This is a genomic window from Chryseobacterium sp. A321, from assembly GCF_054489265.1.
Map to the genome: position 1 here is coordinate 479,487 of NZ_JBTMWZ010000001.1, position 18,273 is coordinate 497,759.

Annotated in this window: 17 protein-coding genes and 1 tRNA gene; 14 read left to right on the top strand and 4 right to left on the bottom strand. The window is 40.9% G+C overall.

Annotated elements, in window-relative coordinates:
* Positions 1–43: 43 nt before the first annotated feature.
* Positions 44–1,576: a helicase HerA-like domain-containing protein gene (locus tag ACX3PZ_RS02310; protein WP_459111908.1), complete on the bottom strand. Its 1,533-nt coding sequence runs from the start codon at positions 1,574–1,576 to the stop codon at positions 44–46.
* Positions 1,577–1,759: 183 nt separating this feature from the next.
* On the opposite strand from ACX3PZ_RS02310, the gene ACX3PZ_RS02315 reads away from it, so the two are divergent.
* From ACX3PZ_RS02315 to ACX3PZ_RS02340, 6 genes are all read left to right on the top strand, one after another.
* Positions 1,760–2,119: a hypothetical protein gene (locus ACX3PZ_RS02315; RefSeq protein WP_459111909.1), complete on the top strand. Its 360-nt coding sequence runs from the start codon at positions 1,760–1,762 to the stop codon at positions 2,117–2,119.
* A 74-nt stretch (positions 2,120–2,193) separates the two neighbouring features.
* On the top strand, positions 2,194–4,230 hold the full coding sequence (locus tag ACX3PZ_RS02320; protein WP_459111910.1) for a TonB-dependent receptor domain-containing protein: 2,037 nt from the start codon (positions 2,194–2,196) through the stop codon (positions 4,228–4,230).
* Between the two features lie 99 nt (positions 4,231–4,329).
* A complete protein-coding gene (locus ACX3PZ_RS02325; protein WP_459111911.1) occupies positions 4,330–4,773 on the top strand; it encodes a hypothetical protein in 444 nt (147 codons plus the stop codon).
* 92 nt (positions 4,774–4,865) lie between these two features.
* Positions 4,866–5,657, top strand: coding sequence for a sulfite exporter TauE/SafE family protein (locus ACX3PZ_RS02330; RefSeq protein ID WP_459082719.1), 792 nt, complete (start codon positions 4,866–4,868; stop codon positions 5,655–5,657).
* A gap of 218 nt (positions 5,658–5,875) precedes the next feature.
* Positions 5,876–7,258, top strand: coding sequence for an MBL fold metallo-hydrolase (locus ACX3PZ_RS02335; RefSeq protein WP_459111912.1), 1,383 nt, complete (start codon positions 5,876–5,878; stop codon positions 7,256–7,258).
* A gap of 62 nt (positions 7,259–7,320) precedes the next feature.
* Positions 7,321–7,629: a thioredoxin family protein gene (locus ACX3PZ_RS02340; RefSeq protein ID WP_459082723.1), complete on the top strand. Its 309-nt coding sequence runs from the start codon at positions 7,321–7,323 to the stop codon at positions 7,627–7,629.
* Here ACX3PZ_RS02340 and ACX3PZ_RS02345 read toward each other — a convergent pair.
* Positions 7,626–8,387, bottom strand: a complete 762-nt coding sequence (locus tag ACX3PZ_RS02345) for an amidohydrolase (RefSeq protein ID WP_459111913.1) — start codon at positions 8,385–8,387, stop codon at positions 7,626–7,628. The two genes, ACX3PZ_RS02340 and ACX3PZ_RS02345, sit on opposite strands and share 4 nt — an antisense overlap.
* 107 nt (positions 8,388–8,494) lie before the next feature.
* On the opposite strand from ACX3PZ_RS02345, the gene ACX3PZ_RS02350 reads away from it, so the two are divergent.
* The 7 genes from ACX3PZ_RS02350 to ACX3PZ_RS02380 all read left to right on the top strand — a co-directional run bounded on the left by ACX3PZ_RS02350 (position 8,495) and on the right by ACX3PZ_RS02380 (position 15,837).
* A complete protein-coding gene (locus tag ACX3PZ_RS02350; RefSeq protein ID WP_459082727.1) occupies positions 8,495–8,935 on the top strand; it encodes a DUF6646 family protein in 441 nt (146 codons plus the stop codon).
* A 108-nt stretch (positions 8,936–9,043) separates the two neighbouring features.
* Positions 9,044–10,381 carry an RIP metalloprotease RseP gene (gene rseP / locus ACX3PZ_RS02355; RefSeq protein WP_459082729.1) on the top strand — a complete coding sequence of 446 codons (1,338 nt, stop codon included), beginning with the start codon at positions 9,044–9,046 and terminating at the stop codon, positions 10,379–10,381.
* A gap of 74 nt (positions 10,382–10,455) precedes the next feature.
* Positions 10,456–10,529 (top strand) — tRNA-Asn (locus ACX3PZ_RS02360).
* A 154-nt stretch (positions 10,530–10,683) separates the two neighbouring features.
* Positions 10,684–12,396 (top strand): sensor histidine kinase, encoded by a 1,713-nt coding sequence (locus tag ACX3PZ_RS02365; protein ID WP_459111914.1) that lies wholly within the window; start codon positions 10,684–10,686, stop codon positions 12,394–12,396.
* Positions 12,393–13,040, top strand: coding sequence for a response regulator (locus tag ACX3PZ_RS02370; RefSeq protein ID WP_459111915.1), 648 nt, complete (start codon positions 12,393–12,395; stop codon positions 13,038–13,040). The genes ACX3PZ_RS02365 and ACX3PZ_RS02370 overlap by 4 nt, the downstream gene beginning before the upstream one ends.
* Before the next feature lie 123 nt (positions 13,041–13,163).
* Positions 13,164–14,534, top strand: a complete 1,371-nt coding sequence (locus tag ACX3PZ_RS02375) for a glycosyltransferase family 2 protein (RefSeq protein WP_459082735.1) — start codon at positions 13,164–13,166, stop codon at positions 14,532–14,534.
* 16 nt (positions 14,535–14,550) lie between these two features.
* Positions 14,551–15,837 carry a nucleotide sugar dehydrogenase gene (locus ACX3PZ_RS02380; RefSeq protein ID WP_459111916.1) on the top strand — a complete coding sequence of 429 codons (1,287 nt, stop codon included), beginning with the start codon at positions 14,551–14,553 and terminating at the stop codon, positions 15,835–15,837.
* Positions 15,838–15,953: 116 nt separating this feature from the next.
* Here the strand turns inward: ACX3PZ_RS02380 and rpmA are convergent, their stop codons facing one another.
* Both rpmA and rplU read right to left on the bottom strand, forming a co-directional pair.
* Positions 15,954–16,211 carry a 50S ribosomal protein L27 gene (rpmA, locus tag ACX3PZ_RS02385; protein ID WP_459082739.1) on the bottom strand — a complete coding sequence of 86 codons (258 nt, stop codon included), beginning with the start codon at positions 16,209–16,211 and terminating at the stop codon, positions 15,954–15,956.
* 25 nt (positions 16,212–16,236) lie between these two features.
* A complete protein-coding gene (gene rplU / locus ACX3PZ_RS02390) occupies positions 16,237–16,866 on the bottom strand; it encodes a 50S ribosomal protein L21 (RefSeq protein WP_459082741.1) in 630 nt (209 codons plus the stop codon).
* A 283-nt stretch (positions 16,867–17,149) separates the two neighbouring features.
* On the opposite strand from rplU, the gene ACX3PZ_RS02395 reads away from it, so the two are divergent.
* Entirely contained in the window at positions 17,150–18,256 is a 1,107-nt protein-coding gene (locus tag ACX3PZ_RS02395) for an acyltransferase family protein (RefSeq protein ID WP_459111917.1), read from the top strand.
* Positions 18,257–18,273 lie beyond the last annotated feature (17 nt).

Genomic DNA, 18,273 nt, shown 5'->3' on the forward strand with positions numbered 1-18,273 from the left:
GCACTCTACTTATGCCCTATGGCAATACCTTGATTGTTTTTTATTATCTTTTCCTTCCTCCTAGCCCAAGCATACCCAAAACAAACTTGGCTCCTTCCCGAGCTAAGGTAGTGGTAAAGGTTCGTCCCGCTCTACTTTTCATTACACTCTCCAAAACACCAGGTTCTGGTTTTGGACTTCGCGTGGTTTTCCTTACCTCTGGCTCCGCCTCTTCCACCGCTTTTTCCATTCGCTTGGTGAGAAGTTCGGAAGCCGACTCTTTGTTTAAGGTTTGCTCGTATTTTCTTACGAGCGAAGAATTTGAAGTGAGCTCGGTCACTTCACTTTCATTTAGTACATCCATTCGGGATTCCGGAGAGATCAAATAAGTATGCACAAGAGGCGTTGGGATTCCCTTTTCATCCAGTGCCGTCACAAATGCCTCTCCAATTCCAAGATTTTGTATCAGTTGTCCCGCATCGTAAAATTCCGTGATGGGATAATTTTCAACCGCTTTGTTAATCTCCTTCCTGTCTTTTGCCGTAAAGCCCCGAAGTGCGTGCTGAATTTTCATCCCTAATTGAGACAAAACTTCTTGAGGCACATCGCCCGGAATTTGAGTGATAAAATAAATTCCGACTCCTTTTGAGCGAATTAGCTTTACCATGGATTCAATCTGCGAAAGTAAGGCTTTTGACGCTTCTTTGAAAATAAGGTGCGCTTCATCTATAAATAAAACCAGTTTCGGTTTTCCAGAATCTCCCTCTTCAGGGAATGTCATGTAGATTTCAGCAAACAGAGAAAGCATAAAGGTGGAAAACAGCATGGGTCTGCTTTGAATGTCCGCCACTCGTAAAATATTTACAACCCCCTTCCCGTCTCGGGTTTGGAGAAGATCCTGAACATCAAAACTCGGCTCGCCAAACAATTCGCCCGCTCCTTGCTGCTCTAAAGCCACAATGCTTCTTAAAATGGCCCCTAAGGAGGCAGAGGATATCGAACCGTAATCGGCAGACACTTCCGCTTTGCCCTCAGGTGTGCTTGTCACGTATTGCAATACTTTCTTTAAATCGTCTAAATCGATAAGGGGCAGACCCTTGTCGTCACAATACTTAAAAACGATAGACATAATGGAAGTCTGCGTATCGTTTAGATCTAATATTTTGGAAAGAAGTAAGGGCCCAAATTCGGTCACGGTTGCTCTAAGTTTGACCCCTTTCTCACCCGATATACTTAAAAGCTCCACAGGAAAGGACTGGGCATTCCACTCTAAGAGTGTTTTTCCGTACCGGTCGTTAATAATATCGTTCCTCACTCCACTTTGCGCAATTCCGGAAAAATCTCCTTTAATGTCCAATACTAAACTCGGAACTCCTAAATGCGACAATTGCTCTGCGAACACTTGGACCGTTTTGGTCTTTCCTGTCCCTGTAGCTCCTGCTATTAAACCGTGTCGGTTGATGGTCTTTAAGGGTAAACTAACGCTTACCTCGGGAACCACCTGGGTATCCAGCATTCCTTTTCCCAAAATAATATGCTCGTTTTTGGGGCTATAGCGCTTTTGAAGCTCCTCTATGAATTTAGTTCGATCTGCCATAATTCACTGATGTTTCTTTTGTTTTGGTTAAATTTAGGATATTTTGCGAAAAGAATAGAACGCTGAGCCAAAAAAATAATGGAATGAGACTTCTATTTCCTCTTCTACGTGACGAATATCACTTCATTTGCCCTCTATTCTCCGCGGTTCCACCGATTCAAAGATTTACCTTTGTACGACAAAATGAAATGGGTATCCTTACACATATTGTCCCTACTGATCTTTGCAGCAAGCTTTCAAAACTCCCTGCTGCTCGTCGATTATCAGGTCAACCGAAGCTTTTACGAGCTTCACTGTATGAATCAGGACCGTCCGGAACTGGAGTGCCATGGGAAATGTGAACTCACAAAAGCAAGTGAGAATTCAAACTCCCTTTTTAGGCTCGTGCAAATCGGATTTGAATTTCACATACTTCCCTCCGAAAGTACAATTGATTTAAGCCCTCCTAGTAAATTTCGACAAACCCTCGAAAAGATTGGGTATTCTCCTTCTCTATTTAGCAATCCACTCTTTAGCGTACGCACAGCGCCTCCACAATTTTGATTTTTTAACCGATTATTTCATGCTACTTCCCATTTTGGGACTTAGCCCGTTTTCTCATTTAAAAATTCAAAATCATGAAGTCAATACCTTATTCAAATCGCTTCCTCGTAGCGTTTTGCATCTATTTCATTACGAGCAACACTCTTCTATTAGCTCAAAATACAATAGACCTAGACACCACCAAAATCCATTCTATTGAACGCGTTACCCTCCGCAAAACTCAAAATAGAGACTCCAAAATAAAAGATCTTACACTTCGAGACACAGATCGACTCACCCATGACGCCGGTCGATTTCTAACTCAATTGCCCGAAATTAGCGGCATTCGCAAAGCGGGTCAGTACGGGATGGATCCCGTTTTACGCGGATTCAAATACGAGCAGCTCAACATCGTGATCGATGGTGGGCTTAGCGCTTTAAACGCTTGTCCAAGCCGAATGGACCCTCCAAGCAGCCAAATAAACATGAACATGGTTCAAGAAGCGCAAATCTACAAAGGCCCTTATCATTTTCGGTACGGTCCTGCGCTTGGGGGCAGCATCAACTTTGTGACCCTCGCTCCCTCCTTTAAGGATTCTATTGCACTGAGTGGCCGATTTTCGTCGGGATACGAATCGAATGGAAGCTTATTTAAGAGCGAAGCCTCTGTGTCGTTGCAATCAAAAAAATTGGTCTCAAATCTCTTTGCGGGTTACCAAACTGCTGATTCTTACCAGGATGGCAACGACGCAGAAGTCCCCTCTAGTTTCACTAGGTACAATGTGGGATCCAAATCTACCCTACGTTGGAATGAGCATCAGCAAACCACCCTTCAACTTACTACGAACCAAGCGAGAAACGTAGAATTCGCAGCCCTTAGCATGGATTTGCTTTACGACAAAACTTGGATGTCACAACTTGAACACAAAATTCATTTTGACCAGAAATTACTAAAAGTTCTTGATTTCTCAGGGTACGGAAGCTGGGTAGACCATTCCATGGGGACCTATGATCACTCAATGGTGTCAAAAGTCTTCGCAAAAACCTACGGAGCTCGTACGGAAGCGACTTTTCAAACCGAGAACAGCAAGTTCTTTACGGGTATGGATTTCAAATTCCAAAGTGCTGAAAACAAAGAAATGACAATGCCCATGATGGGTCACTCCATGCAGAGGGATGGTACTAGCTGGCAAGATTCCACTTTGGATCAATGGGGCTGGTTTAACGAGTTTCAGACCCGGTGGGAAAACTCCAAACTGACTCTTTCCTATCGAATGGACTATGACCAAGGACAGGCGAAAGAGCTCTCGGAACTTTTCATCGCTCTGTATGGGGATGGAAAATCAGACAATTTAAACCATAGTTTTAGTGTGGGGTATACTAGGGCATTAAGTCCAGCCCTCTCCCTTGCCCTATGGAGCGGGAGGGCGGAGCGTAGCGCCAGTTTATCCGAACGCTACATCAATCGTTTCCCTCAAGGCCTAGACAATTATGAAATGCTCGGGAACCCAAAATTAAAACCTGAAAGTAATTTTCAAACGGATCTTATTCTTTCCTATCAAAATAAGGCATTTTCAATTCAAGCCTCAGGGTTTTACTCTTATCTAACAGACTTTATATCAGGTAAAATCAATCTGGACGTTCCGAAATCCTCCATGAGAAGTCCCGGCGTGAGACAGTATGTGAATTTAGACCGAGCGTTCAAAACCGGTTTCGAGTTGGTGGCCAAATACCATCTTAATAGCCATTTCCATAGCTCCTTTGGTCTTGCCTACACCTATGCCGAGAATCTTGCCACAAAGATTCCCCTTGCTGAAATTTCACCTCTCGATTTACGACTCAACGTAACGGCAAATTTCTATCCATTGGAACTCGGTGCTAACCTTAGACATACGGGAGCGCAAAATCGAATTGACCCTTCTTTCTCTGAGCTAAAAACACCGAGTTTCACCTTGCTCGACTTGGATTTCAAATATGCAATTTTTAAATCCACTTCGATCTTTGCAAGCGTGAGCAATGTGTTTAATGTAGCCTATGCAGAGCACTTAAGCAGGACACTTTCTTCCGATTCAAACCAAAGAATTCTAGCTCCCGGCCGTTCCCTAGGAGTTGGATTTACTACAAATTTTTAAAAACCAGATACACTTGTGCCGAAAAAGGGTTGGTCCTCAAAACCAACCCTTTTTTTAAGATAAATTTCCTAGATTTGTTACAACATCAAATTAATCCCTATGACTCGGACTGAACTAATAGAAGCTTTGATTGAAAAGCAAAAAACCATTATAGATAATTTAGAAAGTTCGGTAGAACGATACCAAACCGCTTCTGATATTGACGAACAAGAAACCAGAGAGCCCGAAGACTTCTCTCGACAAACCGAAGCGAAGGATATGCAACTTCGTTTTGAAAAACTGCTTCGTGAAGCAAAATTAACTGCGGATTTTTTGCTGGAGCAAAAGGACCAGTCTCATGATCGATTAGAGAAAGGTGCGCTTGTGAAAACAAGTGGAGATTGGTATTTTCTTGGCGTATCCATTCCTAGCACAGAAATTAACAAAACCGTGATTGTATCGGTCTCAGACCAAGCCCCCGTCTACCGAGAATTTACTACCAAAAAAGTCGGAGATCGCCTAGAGGTAGGTCAACAGTCCCTTGAAATTCTTGAAATTCTTTAGAGCAAAAAAACAAATAATGCCTTTCCTTAGTGACAAATTGGAAAAAAAATAAATTGTATTACCTTTGAAATCGATCAAAAACCAAGTACTAGATGCATATTTTAGGTTATTTTTTTGCAATCGTCATCGGTCTCGTCATGGGATTAATTGGGGGCGGTGGCAGTATTTTAAGTGTTCCCGTCTTCGCTTACCTTTTTGAAATAGACGCAATTACAGCGACAACGCTTTCCTTATTTGTGGTAGGGGTTACAAGTTCAGTTGGCTCTGTTAGTTTTGTTCGACAAGGACACGTGCAGTTTTCGACTGCATTGCAATTTGGGCTCCCCTCCGTCCTTGGAATCCTCTTTTCAAGAAGAGTGGTTCTTCCCCATCTGCCCCCGTACATTATCAACCGTTGGGGAATCACCATTACCAATGAGATGTTTATTTTGCTCTTATTTGCGATACTAATGCTTATCTCAGCGATTAAAATGATTCAAAAAAAGGAAAGGCCTAGAGGTAGGAAGTTCCAAGAGTCGAACTATACACTTCTTGCTTCGCAAGGACTGCTCGTGGGAATCATCACGGGTTTTATTGGCGCGGGAGGAGGATTTCTAATTGTTCCGGCTCTGGTTATGCTCGTTGGGGTTTCAATGAAACAGGCAGTAGGTACTTCGTTATTTATTATTTCTGTGAACTCACTTATTGGATTCGTGTCCTCATTAGACAAGGTGCATATCGATTGGCCTTTTCTTTTAATCTTCACAGGACTCTCTATCGTAGGGATCTTGGTCGGGGTTGCCTTTGCAAAAAACATAGAATCCAAAAAACTAAAACCGCTTTTTGGATGGGTTGTTCTTTCCATGGGGATCTTCATTATAGTAAAAGAACTTATCCTAAAATAAAACAAGCATGGAAACCACTTTCCACTAAAGAACTCACGTGGAAAAGAAGTGAAAGATCCTTGAAGGCTGAAATTCTTATAGACATAGGAACGAGAAACAAAAGACAAAGTACAGTGATTGATTTCATCAATTGCAACAATGAACCACTTCGTGGGAGGATTTAAAATAATTAGTCGAAATTTGCAATGTATAGCAAAACGACACACAATTTACAGAAGATGAAAATTGAACAAATTTACACAGGATGCCTAGCTCAAGGTGCTTATTATATTGTCTCTGAAGGAGAAGCTGTCATTATTGATCCACTTAGGGAGACCCACCCCTATCTTGAACGCTTGTCCCAAGATGGAGTTGAGTTAAAGTACATTCTCGAAACGCATTTCCATGCAGATTTCGTCTCCGGTCACGTAGATTTAAGTGAAAAAACAGGAGCTCCGATTGTGTACGGTCCCACGGCAGATCCTACTTTTGATGCTACGATTGCAAAGGATGGTGAGATCTTAGAAATTGGGAAAGTGAAAATCAAGGTGCTTCATACACCCGGACACACCATGGAGAGTACCACTTATCTTTTGTTTGACGAAGACCAAAATCCCCATGCTATATTCTCAGGAGACACTCTTTTTCTAGGAGATGTTGGAAGGCCTGATTTGGCTCAAAAAGCAGCAAACCTATCCCAGGAAGAGCTTGCAGGATTGCTTTACGACAGCCTTCAAAACAAAATCATTCCACTTCCCGATGAACTGCTTGTTTATCCGGCACATGGTGCAGGTTCTGCGTGTGGCAAAAACATGCAAAAAGAAACCGTGGATACCCTTGGGAACCAAAAAAGAACCAATTACGCGCTAAACCAGCCAAACAAAGAAGCTTTTGTAGAGGCGGTCCTTGATGGACTCTCAGCACCTCCTCAATATTTTGGGATGAATGTCGCACTCAACAAAGGGGGCTATGCCAGCTTTGATCAGGTGTTAAACAATAGTCTTAGAGCTTTAGAACCGAGTGAATTTGAAAGTGCAGCGGAGCAAAGCAGTGCTCTTATATTAGACACCAGACCGGCCGCAGAGTTTCATAAAGGATTCATCCCGAACTCCATCAATATTGGACTTAAAGGAGATTTTGCACCCTGGGTTGGTGCAATGATAGTGGATGTAAAACAACCCCTACTGCTTGTAACTGAAGATGGGATGGAGCAAGAGGCCATTACAAGACTAGCAAGAGTCGGCTTTGACAATGTAATTGGATATTTAAATAACGGATTCCCTACCTGGAAAGCGAGTGGGAAAGAATCAGATTCCATTGAACGAGTCACTGCACAAAGTTTTGCAAACGAATCAAAACAGGAAGTTAAAATTATTGACGTCCGAAAACCAGAAGAGTTTGAGGCCCAGCATATTGAAGGAGCTATTAATGCGCCATTAGATCAGATTTCTAAGTGGGCTAGCAAAATGGATTTAAACCAACCCTTCTTCATTCATTGCGCTGGCGGATACCGTAGCATGATTGCAGGTAGCATCCTCAATTCGAGAGGAATCCGAAATTATAAAGAAATCGAAGGAGGATTTAATTCCATTAAACAACTAGAGGGAATCTCGCTTAAATAACTGCGAAGTACGAGGTTGCCAATTTTACATATTGTAAAAACACAATTAGAAACCCTTTTGTTATGTCACAAAAATTCAAAGAACTTATCGATTCGGAACGTCCCGTGCTCATCGACTTTTTTGCGACCTGGTGCGGTCCTTGCAAAGTACAGTCTTCCGTCTTAACAGAAGTAAAGGATAGAATTGGAGAGCTAGCTAGAATTGTAAAAATCGACGTAGATCAATTTCCAAGCATTGCCGCCGAATACGGAGTTCGGGGTGTTCCCACTTTAGCGATTTTCAAAAATGCAGAACTGCTTTACAAACAAAGTGGAGTTCACGATGTAAATACCCTTGAATCTTTACTTAAAAAACATTCCACGCAGTCCTAGTCCTCAATGGAAAAGTGGTCCCGATCCCCTAGAAATTTGTAATGCTCCCGGTATTTCTGCAAACGTTGTAAATCAATATTGCCCGTAATGCCTTCCTTCGTTTCTTCTGCGATCGACTTACCGTCAGCAAAATAAAGATAAGAACTGGGTACATAGTTCAAATCATTTCCATCCATTCCCGTTCGATTCACTCCCAAAACATAGCACTGATTTTCGATTGCGCGAGCGTTGAGTAAACTTTGCCAATGATCGACTCTCTTTTCTGGCCAATTGGCTACGTATAAGATCGCATCATAATCTTCCTTATAACGGGAAAATACAGGAAAACGAAGATCGTAACACACCTGCAATAAAAAGCGAATTCCTTTATAAACTACAATTGTACGCTCCTTCCCAGGGGTATAGATTTTGTCTTCTCCCGAAAAGGAAAAAAGATGGCGTTTGTCATAGTACGCATAGTTCCCCTCAGGATTTACGAAATACATTCGATTCAAATAACTATTCGATTCCTCAATAGCCACACTGCCGCAAACTGCTGCATTCTTTACGCGGGCGAGTTTTCTCATCCATTCTAAGCTCGAGCGGTCTCTATCCGCGATTTGCTTAGGTGACATAGAAAAACCAGTGGAAAACATTTCAGGAAGCACAATTAAATCCACCTCGACGTTCTCTACCAGAGATTCTATGTTTTTAAAATTATATGCCGGATCATGCCACTTTATATCTAAGCTAAGACCAAATAAATGCATTGATTTCATATAGAACTTTTTTTAAATTTATAATAATTTACATATCCGAACCAAATAATTTATTTTTGGCTCCATATTTGAATTCGCTTACTTGAACAATTAAAATTAAAAAAATTATGAAAAAGCTTATTTTAGTATGCTCAATGCTGTTTATAGGTAGCACAGTCTCTGCTCAAGCATGGAATGGAAAAGGAGATCAGAAAGTGCAAGTCGGTCTAAACGGATGGGGCTACGGAACCGGAATCACAGGTAGTTATGACTACGGTTTAGGAGGTATTGTTTCTCTTGGTGCAGGTGCAAACGTGTATTTCGATGGGTACAAAGACAATAACGAAGACAATAACCTATTTGTATTCGGTCGTGTAGGATTCCACTTACAAGAGCCATTAAACTTACCAGAACAATGGGACGTTTATCCAGGCGTTAACATTGGGGTTCTAGGGAAAGACTTTGGTCTAGGCGCACACTTAGGTGTTCGTTACTTCTTCAACCAAAACGTAGGTATCTACGGAGAATTTGGTAACAACGGTAGTTTAGGGGTTTCTTTCAACTTCTAATCCATTCAAAAATAAAGATACAAGGTTCTCTTCTAAAGGGAACCTTTTTGTTTTGGCAGACCTTTGATAATTACTACCTTTGCCCCACTTATTATTTAAATACATTTAATGACTATAGCTCAATTATTTCAGTTTTTCCTAAGTATTTCAATACTTGTGGTTCTCCACGAATTAGGACATTTCCTGCCGGCTAAATATTTTAAAACTCGCGTCGAGAAATTTTACCTCTTTTTTGACCCTTGGTTTTCCCTAGTAAAAAAGAAAATTGGCGGTACCGAATACGGGATCGGATGGTTGCCTTTAGGAGGATACGTGAAAATTGCAGGAATGGTGGACGAGAGTATGGACACCGAACAACTTAAAAAACCGGCAGAGCCATGGGAATTCAGAAGTAAACCGGCATGGCAACGCCTTATCATTATGCTTGGAGGGGTTACCGTTAACTTTTTTCTTGCTTGGCTAATTTACTCTTCCCTTTCTTACTTCAAAGGAGAAAGTTTCCACGACAACACGAAATTTGAAAATGGAATTTCAGTGACCACCGAAGGAAAGAAAATGGGTCTGATGACTGGCGATAAAATCCTGGCTATTGATGGGAAACCTGCAGAGCGATTTGAAACGACCATGGTCAACATGCTTTTCGCAGATGAGGTTACTGTCCTTCGCGAGGGCCAAGAAGTCACTTTTCCAGTAAACGAACATGGCGTAGCGGATGTTTTGAAAGCAAACGAGGCCAAAGCTTATTTTTCTCAACGGTTCCCAACCGTTATAGACAGCATCACACCGAATGGGGGTGCTCAGAAATCAGAATTAAGAAAAGGGGATAAAATTGTAGCCATTGACGGGATGCCGACTCCCTTCTTTGATCAAGTCACAGAAGTATTATCCACAAAACAAAATCAAGACATTACATTAAGTGTTGTTCGAAACAATGAAACCCTTAATACGACTGCAAGAGTGGACAAAGAAGGGAAATTAGGATTCTCAACCGACCTAGCCCCTTTCATAGCTGCTTTGGATCGAACAAACGTAAAGAAAACGTACGGCTTTTTTGAAGCGATCCCAAGAGGTCTGGAACGTACTATCGACGTGCTTGTGATGCAAATCAAACAATTCAAAATTGTCTTCAACAGCACCACACAAGGATATAAAAAAGTTTCTGGACCTATCGGAATTATTAAGCAGATGCCAGAATCCATTAATTGGGAGTTCTTTTGGAGCTTTACCGCGATGTTTTCGGTGTGGTTAGCGTTTTTAAACTTAATCCCAATCCCAGGACTTGACGGAGGTCACGTCGTATTTACTTTATGGGAAATCATTACAGGAAAACCCGTGCCACAGAAAGTTTTAGAGAACGCACAAATGATCGGGGTGATCTTCCTCCTTGGCCTGATGGTGCTTATCTTCGGGAACGATATATTTAAATGGATAACTGGAAAATTTTAATTTTTTTTCCAAAAATAGTTGTGCAAAATTAAAAAACCTATTATATTTGCAGACGCTTAGAAACAGTAAAGCATTCCTCCTTAGCTCAGTTGGTTAGAGCATCTGACTGTTAATCAGAGGGTCCTTGGTTCGAGCCCAAGAGGAGGAGCAAAAACACCTACAACACGTAGGTGTTTTTTTGTGTATTCTTGTCACCTAGCATACGTTTTGGACCTCAAAAAGGTTTCCTCAAAATGTTAAGCAGTCACAAAATCGACTAGAACTTGACTCTTTTTTGTAAATTTGAGAGTTGACATTTACCAATGAACAAATCGCCAGCAAAATTTAAACCTTTAATTCAATATTCGCTTATAGCCTGTTTGTTACTCATTCAAGGAATCATTTTGATGTTCTTCTATAATGAATACTTCAATTCAAAGAAATTAGAGACTATACGAAAGCAATTGGTAGAAACCCGAGGACTGACCCAGCTCATGCAAAGCTCACGATCCGAACTGATCGTGACGCAATACAATTTGCAAAAATACATCAGTGGAAACGAGAAGAAGTACTTGGATTCTTACTTCACTTCCCTACGTAAACTCACCAAGAACATTGATAGCATTAATGCACACCCCGACCTCAAGTCCACACTTAGAGGACGACTCAAAACCCAAAATAAACAAAGTGCAGAGCTTTCCGATCTGGAAAGATTAATTGAAACGGTCTACCAAGATTCAAAATCGCCCGAGAAAAAAAGTGAACCCATCACGATTGAAAACTATAATATTGAGGAACCTAAACAAACTTTTAACGTCGAATTTCATCGTTCGACTCCCGACACAAGTGCGACCAAAAAGAAGCTTCTTCCTCGCTTAAAAGATGCAATCACCGGCAACGTAGAGGTTAAGCGAGATACTGTATACATCGAAACGTTCTCAGAAAGCACACTTGATACCACCAAAATTAAGAAAGATTTTGACAGTGCCGTCACGGCGGTAAACAATCATTATCTTAGAGAGATCAAGAAATACGAGAGCCGAATTGAAACCACTAGTTCAAAATCAAGCCAGTTGTATGAAAACTACGACCATCTCATTATTCTAAGCAATGACTTGATGGACGTATACGAAAGTACAATTCGCGATGTAAGCCTGGGGTTGCAAAAGGAGTACGACCAGCAAAATTCGAAGAACAATAAAATTCGGAGAAACACGATGCTTGGACTATTGGTTATGATTTTCTTTGTACTGATTGTGGTTCTTTACTATACTAAACAATCCTTTCTTTACGAGAAGCAACTTCGCCTTGCCAACCAGACGATTAGCAACAGTCTTAATTTCAAAAACCGAGTTCTAGGAATGCTGAGCCACGAGATTCGCGCTCCCCTGAAAATCATCAACTTATTCACCTCTAGGATTGCGAGAAAGACTGAGGACCCCACTGTACTGGAAGCCCTCAAATCCATTGAATTCACTAACAACTCTCTTTTGATTCAAGCCAATCAAATTTTAGAATATACCAAAAACCAGAATCAAAAGATTGAACTAAAAGAAGTGGACTTCAATCTTTATGAGGAAATTAGTGCGCTGTTGCATGTATTTAAGCCCTACATAGAATCTCGTAACAATACTTTTGAAATTTTAAATACCATCGATCCTTCGTGGAGAGTTCATGCGGACAATATTAAAATTCATCAAATTTTAACCAACGTTCTTGGGAATGCAAGTAAGTTCACCGAAAATGGAAAAATCACCATCAAAGCGGCAGCTAATCCCCTTAACGACAAGACTCTTACCCTGCATGTGGTTGTGAAAGACACAGGAATCGGAATTTCAAAATCGGACTTGAAGAAAATATTCCAACCCTATTACCAAGGTCTCGTATCGGAAGAAATTGACAATTTAGGCGCTGGACTTGGTTTAAATCTTTGCAAAGAAATAGTGGATTTATTTGGCGGCACTATTTCTGCTGATAGTAAACTCGGAGAGGGAACTGAGATACAGTTCCGGCTCAATCTTGACCTTGTAAAATGAATTTAAATACAACCACCCTTAATTTCTTATTGGCAGACGATCATCATATTGTTCGCCAAGGCATTCGTTTTATCCTTAGTGACCTCCTAGACTCATTCACCGTATTAGAGGCCTCGAACCTGAAAGAAATTAAAAACACCCTTTCCCACAATGTAGTTGACATTGCGATTATGGACGCCCAATATCCTGACGGAAATTGCCTCACCATACTACCCGAAATAAGAGAGCAATATCCAAATCTTAAGATCCTTATCTTCTCTAGCTTTGAAGAGAGTGATCATTCCCTGAAATTTTTAGAGGCAGGTGCAAACGGTTTTCTTAACAAACTTAGTAACGAAAGCGAAATCGAAGAGGCGATTCAAAATATGCTAAAGAAAGGGGAATACATTGCCCCTTTGACTCGTACATTAATGAACTTGTCTCAGCACAACCCCAACCTATTAAACCCACTCAACCAACTCTCTTCAAGAGAGTTACAAATTGCAGAGTTGCTAGCCAAAGGCTATGGAAATCTCGAAATATCCAATGAACTCGCTCTTAAACAAAATACCATTTCCACTTTCAAGAAACGAATTATGGAAAAACTGGGCCTCAATTCTTTAGTCGAATTGGTCGAACTTGTTAAAACACATCAAATTCTTTAACACTCTTTAGTAGTGAAACATCTATAAGGAGCTCGACATACATCGGGCGAAATCCCCCCTTTTCCTCCCTGTTATCCACTTTCTTTGTATAGCGATTTTAACAAATCTAAAAACAAAAGAAAGATGACTGAAAAATATACGCTCAATGGTCCCATACCGCAACTAGAAAAAAAGAAGAAAATTTTCCGCAAACGAGATTTCACAATCTTACTTGGAGTTCAAATTTTGATGTTTAGTGCAATCTTTGCAGTGGTCAATTTCAGACCTTACTATGAAGAGTTTCATCTGAAAAGACTGGAAACCCCTCTAGGTAAATTTGTGGCAATTTTCCTTGTGTCCATCCTTGCCTTTCAACTACTCTTCCTTCTTTACATTGTCTACCAGTACTTCAAATACAAACCTGTGGCCTCTGTTAGCGATAGCGAGCTTCCCACGTGTACCATTCTAGTTCCCGCGTACAACGAAGGTTCTCTCGTCTACCATACCCTTAAAAGTATCACCGAAAGCAACTATCCTGCAGACAAACTTGAAATTATGGCTATCGATGATGGGAGCAAGGACGACACCTGGTACTGGATTCAAAGAGCCGCAAATGAATTAGGTGGCAGAGTAAAAACTTTACAACAGGCAGAAAACAAAGGAAAACGTCATGCACTTCACCGGGGATTCACTACGGGAACAGGTGAAATATTTATTACAATTGACAGTGATTCCGTTGTAGAACCTGACACCTTACGAAACCTAGTAAGTCCGTTTGTGACCAATCCGAACTGCGGAGCAGTGGCCGGAAACGTAAAGGTGCTTAACAAAGGCCAAGGAACGATTCCTAAAATGCTAAACGTAAGTTTTGTATTCAGTTTTGAATTTATGCGTGCAGCGCAGAGTTCCCTAGGCTTTGTCCTTTGTACTCCTGGCGCTCTTTCTGCCTACCGCAGAAATGCCGCACTGCATTCTCTTTCACAATGGATCAACCAGAAGTTTATGGGCAATTATGCCACGATTGGTGAAGACCGCGCCATGACGAACTTCATTCTAGAGCAAGGATACGATGTGCAGTTTCAGAGAAATGCAAATGTCCTTACAAATACACCCATAGGCTATAAAAATCTTCATAAGATGTTTACCCGTTGGGGCAGAAGTAATGTACGGGAAACCTTGATGATGAACCGATTCATTTTCAAAAATTTCCGTGCTAAGAATAAGGCAGGTGCTCGCCTTATTTTCGTGAATCAATGGATGAAAATCCTTCTCACGTATCCAATCACACTCATTATGTTATACTTCGTTTTAACTCATCCGCTAATTTACCTAAGTTCTGCGCTAGTAGGTACCTTTATATTCTCTAGCATCCAAATGGCCTTTTTCACAAAACGTTATAATTTTGCAGATTCCCTCTGGGCTTATCCGTACAGTCTATTTTACCTGGTTGCTCTGTTTTGGATTTCACCCTTTGCGATTGCGACCGTTAAAAACGGAGGTTGGTTGACTCGTTAATATTCAAATCCACACAATGAAGAAAAAAATAGCCGTCATTGGTCAAGGATATGTAGGCCTTCCTTTGGCATTAGAATTCGCAAAACAGCATCCGGTACTCGGATATGACATAAACGAAAAACGTGTAGAGAGTCTAAACCAAGGACTGGATGAAACTCTGGAGGCAGATCCAATCGATCTTAAAGATCGCTTGGATCTTGCCCGTTCGAGCGAATTCCAAAAGGGGTATCAAGCAAGCAGCGATCTGCATGATCTAAAATCTGCACAAATCTACATCGTCACGGTACCTACACCAATTAATGATTTTAACGCGCCCGATTTACGACCGCTTCTTGAAGCCTCTAAATCCGTTGGAAAAGTGCTTAAACCCGGTGACATTGTAATTTATGAATCTACGGTTTACCCAGGCTGTACGGAAGAGGAGTGCATTCCTCTATTGGAAGCGCAATCACAATTAAGATTCAACGAAGATTTCTTCGTCGGGTATTCTCCCGAACGTATTGTTCCTGGAGACAAAATAAACACCCTTACCACCATTAAAAAAGTAACTTCGGGTTCCACCCCTGAGGCAGCAGAGGAAATAGACACGCTTTACAGATCAATCATTAAAGCGGGTACTCATAAAGCTCCAAGTCTAAAAGTAGCCGAAGCCTCAAAGGCAATTGAAAATGCTCAGCGCGATGTGAACATCTCGTTCGTAAACGAACTTGCTCTTATCTTTGATCGTGTTGGAATTGATACGCAGGATGTTTTAGAGGCAGCAGGCACAAAATTTAACTTCTTGCCTTACCAACCCGGTCTCGTAGGAGGTCATTGCATCTCAGTGGATCCTTATTATTTAGCACATAAGGCTGTACAACTTGGGTACCATCCCAATGTTATTCTATCAGGACGCCGGGTCAACGATTCTGTATCCGAGTTCATTGCTTCGAAAGTGGTCAAACTCATGATTCAAAAAAACATGACGATTAAAGATTCGTCAGTTTTGATTCTAGGAGCCACCTTCAAAGAGAACGGTCCTGACATTCGGAACACTAAAATTGTAGATGTTTACAAGGAACTGAAAGACTATGGAGCGAAAATCGACCTGTACGATCCTTGGGCAAACCCGGAGGAAGTTCGAGCCCATTATGGTATTCCTTTGCTTCAAAGCTTAGGAGATAAAAAATACGATGCAATTATTCTTGCAGTAGCTCACGAGGAATTCTTATCTCTGGATTTAGAACCATTAAAGAATAGTCCATCGGTCGTCTTTGATATCAAAGCAAAGCTAAACCGAGATTTGGTAGATGCTCGTTTGTAAGAATCTTTCTCTGTATACTCTTGTGGAAGCAAAAGAGGAAAATCCTAAAAAACAATGCACATAAAAACGACCAATCGAAATTCGATTGGTCGTTTTGAGTTATAAAACGCCTTTTCTTATGCGTTTGGATCTACAGATACGAAAGATCTGTTGTTTGCTTTCTTTCTGAAAACTACTTTACCGTCAATAAGTGCAAATAAAGTATGGTCTTTTCCAATACCCACGTTATCACCTGGGTGATGTTGAGTACCTCTCTGTCTTACGATGATGTTCCCAGCGATTGCGTCTTGTCCGCCGAAAATCTTCACTCCTAATCTCTTGGAATGAGACTCTCTACCGTTTTTGGAACTACCAACTCCTTTTTTGTGTGCCATTTTATTCTAGGTTTTAAAGGGTTTGTTATTTTTTTACTTCTTTGAATTGTGCAATGTTCTTCTCGATTAAAGCATCTACTTCTTCGTGAGAAAGAACTTTTTTACCTAATTCGCTCTTAAGCTCCTTTCCAAGAGTAATAAGAGTTTCTCTGTTGTCTTTAGATTGAGAAAGTTCGTTTTTCTTTAAGTGATAGTTCAATTCATGATCTTCACCAAAGTTAACGGTTGCTCTATCTTCATTGGATGCAGTCGTGGTCGCTCCTTTCGCTTCTACTTTAGCTTCTGCTTTCACAGTTTTTACTTCTGACTTAGCGCTTTCTTTCTTTGCAGATTTTTTCGCCCCTTCAAATCCAGTAATTCCTGTAATTTGAATTTGAGTCAATTGTTGTCTGTGACCGTTCTTTTTAGCGTACCCTTTTCTTCTTTTCTTTTTGAAAATGATCACCTTGTCCGCTTGAACGTGGTCTAAAATTTCAGCATCTACTGTGATACCGTCTACAGCCGGGGCGCCAACTGTTGTTGCTCCGTTTACAGTTAGAAGAACTTTGTCGAAAGAAACTTTCGCGCCTTTATCTCCTTTTAAACGGTTTACAAACAACTTCTGGTCTTGCTCAACTTTGTACTGAAGCCCTGCTATCTCTACAATTGCAAACATTGTCTATAATTTTTATTTGTTAATAATCTTCTTTTGAGTCTGCAAAATTAAGAAATTTTTCTGAACCACAAAGAGTTACTGCTAAAATTTAGCAACAAAAATAGGCCATTCGAGCCACTAAGTAATTACTTTGCTTTTCCAAACTCATTAATTCACAGTGTGACTCGCTCGAATTCCTCACTTTTTAGAGGGCTCCGCTCTAAATCTATCCTTAATAAGGAGACAAAATAGACCTAGAGAAATAGCTGGAAGAATTGTATATTTGATTAAACAATTTTCAACTATGAAGCGAGATCTGTACATCGATTTTGCAAAAGGGTTTGCCACGCTTTCTGTAATCTTCATTCATACGGTTTTTTGGTCCGGACAGTATTATGTCCCGACGGAAGTCCGCATTTTGTCACTCCTTATTGACGTCCCTCTATTTTATGCGCTCAGCGGACTCACCTCAAGCGGAAAAGTTGAAAAAACCTTATTTCGCCTCTTAAAGCTACAAATCACCTTTATGATTTTTGTAACGCTCCTGTTTTTCCTCGACTATCTTTTTAAAGTGGTGGGGCTATGGGCCGTGGGGCTCGAAGGGTTGCAAAATTTCTATTCCACCTTTGGTTTCAAGTACACACCTGGAAGCATTTCCACGTATCCTCAGTGGCAAAACCTAGGAAATTGGTATCTCCATCGCTACACCAATGCGGACACCTTCCCTGTCGTCATGGGAAGCTTTTGGTATCTTAAAGTCTATTTTATACTAACGGTTTTAGGGGTCCTGATTTTACGGTATCTACCCCGGCATATCAACTGGATTATTGGACTTTGCCTCGGACTTACGGTGCTTTTTTATCTGTTCCCACATTACTACCCGAAAGGTCAGGTCGGGTACGTCACAATTTATTTGGCCATGTTCCTTTGTGCACATCAAATTAAAGGCAAAAAGCTTTCTCGCTCTACAGTAGTACTATTGTATACAGGAGTAGGCGCTGCGATTTTCTGGCTATTTCAATCCTATGGGACGGAAATTTTTTATCGAATCAATAAAGAAAAATTCCCTCCAAAGATCCCCTACATTGTCTGGACATTATTTTCAATTGTCACCTTGTTTGTCCTTTACAATCGATTAAAAATTAACAAAAATAATTTCGTTACCTATATTGGTGAAAATGCAATCTTCTTCTATTTTGCCCAGGGGATTAGTTCCTCGCTGATCTATTTTGTTGTGGTTCCGTTTCAAAATCAGTTCCCTTGGGGTGTGTTTTTGATTCTGATCTTCCTTCTTAACGCAACGCTTGCATTTGGCCTTGCCATAGTGCTGAAAAAGGTGGACGCTCTCGGCTGGGACGCCTTGCGATTCTTAAAAGAAAAAACCACCCCTAAAACTAAGGATGGCTTCTAAGAATTGAGAAATAATAG

What these genes read in the sequence shown, in the direction of transcription:
- ACX3PZ_RS02310 (WP_459111908.1), bottom strand. Translation starts at nt 1,576, where the DNA reads ATGGCAGATCGAACTAAATTCATAGAGGAGCTTCAAAAGCGCTATAGC.
- ACX3PZ_RS02315 (WP_459111909.1), top strand. Translation starts at nt 1,760, where the DNA reads ATGAAATGGGTATCCTTACACATATTGTCCCTACTGATCTTTGCAGCA.
- ACX3PZ_RS02320 (WP_459111910.1), top strand. Translation starts at nt 2,194, where the DNA reads ATGAAGTCAATACCTTATTCAAATCGCTTCCTCGTAGCGTTTTGCATC.
- ACX3PZ_RS02325 (WP_459111911.1), top strand. Translation starts at nt 4,330, where the DNA reads ATGACTCGGACTGAACTAATAGAAGCTTTGATTGAAAAGCAAAAAACC.
- ACX3PZ_RS02330 (WP_459082719.1), top strand. Translation starts at nt 4,866, where the DNA reads ATGCATATTTTAGGTTATTTTTTTGCAATCGTCATCGGTCTCGTCATG.
- ACX3PZ_RS02335 (WP_459111912.1), top strand. Translation starts at nt 5,876, where the DNA reads ATGAAAATTGAACAAATTTACACAGGATGCCTAGCTCAAGGTGCTTAT.
- ACX3PZ_RS02340 (WP_459082723.1), top strand. Translation starts at nt 7,321, where the DNA reads ATGTCACAAAAATTCAAAGAACTTATCGATTCGGAACGTCCCGTGCTC.
- ACX3PZ_RS02345 (WP_459111913.1), bottom strand. Translation starts at nt 8,387, where the DNA reads ATGAAATCAATGCATTTATTTGGTCTTAGCTTAGATATAAAGTGGCAT.
- ACX3PZ_RS02350 (WP_459082727.1), top strand. Translation starts at nt 8,495, where the DNA reads ATGAAAAAGCTTATTTTAGTATGCTCAATGCTGTTTATAGGTAGCACA.
- rseP (WP_459082729.1), top strand. Translation starts at nt 9,044, where the DNA reads ATGACTATAGCTCAATTATTTCAGTTTTTCCTAAGTATTTCAATACTT.
- ACX3PZ_RS02365 (WP_459111914.1), top strand. Translation starts at nt 10,684, where the DNA reads ATGAACAAATCGCCAGCAAAATTTAAACCTTTAATTCAATATTCGCTT.
- ACX3PZ_RS02370 (WP_459111915.1), top strand. Translation starts at nt 12,393, where the DNA reads ATGAATTTAAATACAACCACCCTTAATTTCTTATTGGCAGACGATCAT.
- ACX3PZ_RS02375 (WP_459082735.1), top strand. Translation starts at nt 13,164, where the DNA reads ATGACTGAAAAATATACGCTCAATGGTCCCATACCGCAACTAGAAAAA.
- ACX3PZ_RS02380 (WP_459111916.1), top strand. Translation starts at nt 14,551, where the DNA reads ATGAAGAAAAAAATAGCCGTCATTGGTCAAGGATATGTAGGCCTTCCT.
- rpmA (WP_459082739.1), bottom strand. Translation starts at nt 16,211, where the DNA reads ATGGCACACAAAAAAGGAGTTGGTAGTTCCAAAAACGGTAGAGAGTCT.
- rplU (WP_459082741.1), bottom strand. Translation starts at nt 16,866, where the DNA reads ATGTTTGCAATTGTAGAGATAGCAGGGCTTCAGTACAAAGTTGAGCAA.
- ACX3PZ_RS02395 (WP_459111917.1), top strand. Translation starts at nt 17,150, where the DNA reads ATGAAGCGAGATCTGTACATCGATTTTGCAAAAGGGTTTGCCACGCTT.